The sequence below is a fragment of the Nocardia seriolae NBRC 15557 genome, from assembly GCF_007990715.1.
Lineage (GTDB): Bacteria > Actinomycetota > Actinomycetes > Mycobacteriales > Mycobacteriaceae > Nocardia > Nocardia seriolae.
In genome coordinates, this window is the sequence record NZ_BJWY01000270.1 from 1 (window position 1) to 1,138 (window position 1,138).

Annotated in this window: 2 protein-coding genes; both read left to right on the top strand. The window is 66.3% G+C overall.

Annotated features, from left to right (window positions below):
* Positions 1-36: 36 nt before the first annotated feature.
* Positions 37-333 carry a transposase gene (locus NS2_RS35660; protein WP_036553000.1) on the top strand — a complete coding sequence of 99 codons (297 nt, stop codon included), beginning with the start codon at positions 37-39 and terminating at the stop codon, positions 331-333.
* A partial coding sequence (locus NS2_RS35665) for an IS3 family transposase (RefSeq protein WP_147207451.1) occupies positions 330-1,138 on the top strand: 809 nt, incomplete at its 3' end. The genes NS2_RS35660 and NS2_RS35665, both read left to right, overlap by 4 nt.

A 1,138-nucleotide genomic window follows, 5' to 3' on the forward strand; every position in this document is an offset into this window, starting at 1 on the left:
CATATCGTGGAGGCCGGATTGTAGAGGGAAGGCCAGATGGCGGAGAAGAGACGCAAATACGATGCGGAGTTCCGTGAGGGAGCGGTCCGGATCGTGCGTGAGACGGGGCGGCCGGTCGCGCAGGTTGCCCGTGAGCTGGGGGTCAACGAGGGCACGCTGACCACGTGGGTGGCCCGGGACCGGGCCCAGCGCGACGGTGCCGGCGGTGACCGGCTCAGCGAGTCCGAACGTGAGGAGTTGCTGCGGCTGCGGCGCGAGAACGCCGAGCTGGCGATGGAGCGCGATGTGCTCAAGCGATCAGTGGTCCTGTGGGTGAAGGAGGCGACCAAGTGAGCGTGGCCGGGTTCATCGCCGCCCAGAGGACCGAACACGGTGTGCCACACGCCGTTTCCTGCCGCGCTCTCGAGGTCAGCGAGTCGTGGTTCTACAAGTGGAACGACCGTGAGCCGACCCAGCGCCAGCAGCGCCGTGAAGAACTGACCGCCGCGATCGGCAAGGAGTTCGCCGATTCGGGCCGCACCTACGGCAGCCCGCGGATCGGACTCGAGCTGCGGGAGAAGGGTTGGCAGGTTTCCGAGAACACCATCGCCGCGATCATGGCCGAAAATGCTTGGGTGGCACGGAAAGTCAAGCGCCGATCCGCGACCACGCGGCAGGGAAAACGCGCGGCGGCACCGGATCTGGTGCGCCGTCAGTTCACCGCTGTCGCCCAGGACGTGTTGTGGGTCGGCGATGTCACCGAGATCGTCACCGACGAGGGGAAACTGTATTTGGCGACGGTGGAGGACCGGTTCTCGGGTCGGCTGCTCGGCTACGCCACCAGTGCCCATCATGATGCCGAACTGGCTTGTTCTGCACTGAAAATGGCCGCTGCTACCCGGGGTGGGTTCGATGTGATCGACGGGGTGATCTTCCACTCCGACCGCGGCAGCGAATACACCGCCGCGGCCACGAACGCCTTGTGCCGGCACCTGGGCGTGGTGCAGTCGATGGGCCGGGTCGCCTCGGCCCTGGACAACTCCCCGGCCGAATCGTTCAATTCCACCCTGAAGGTCGAGTTCGTCCACCGACACCGCTTCCGCACCCGCGCCGAAGCCGCGGTGCGGATCGTCACCTGGATCACCGGCTTCTACAACCC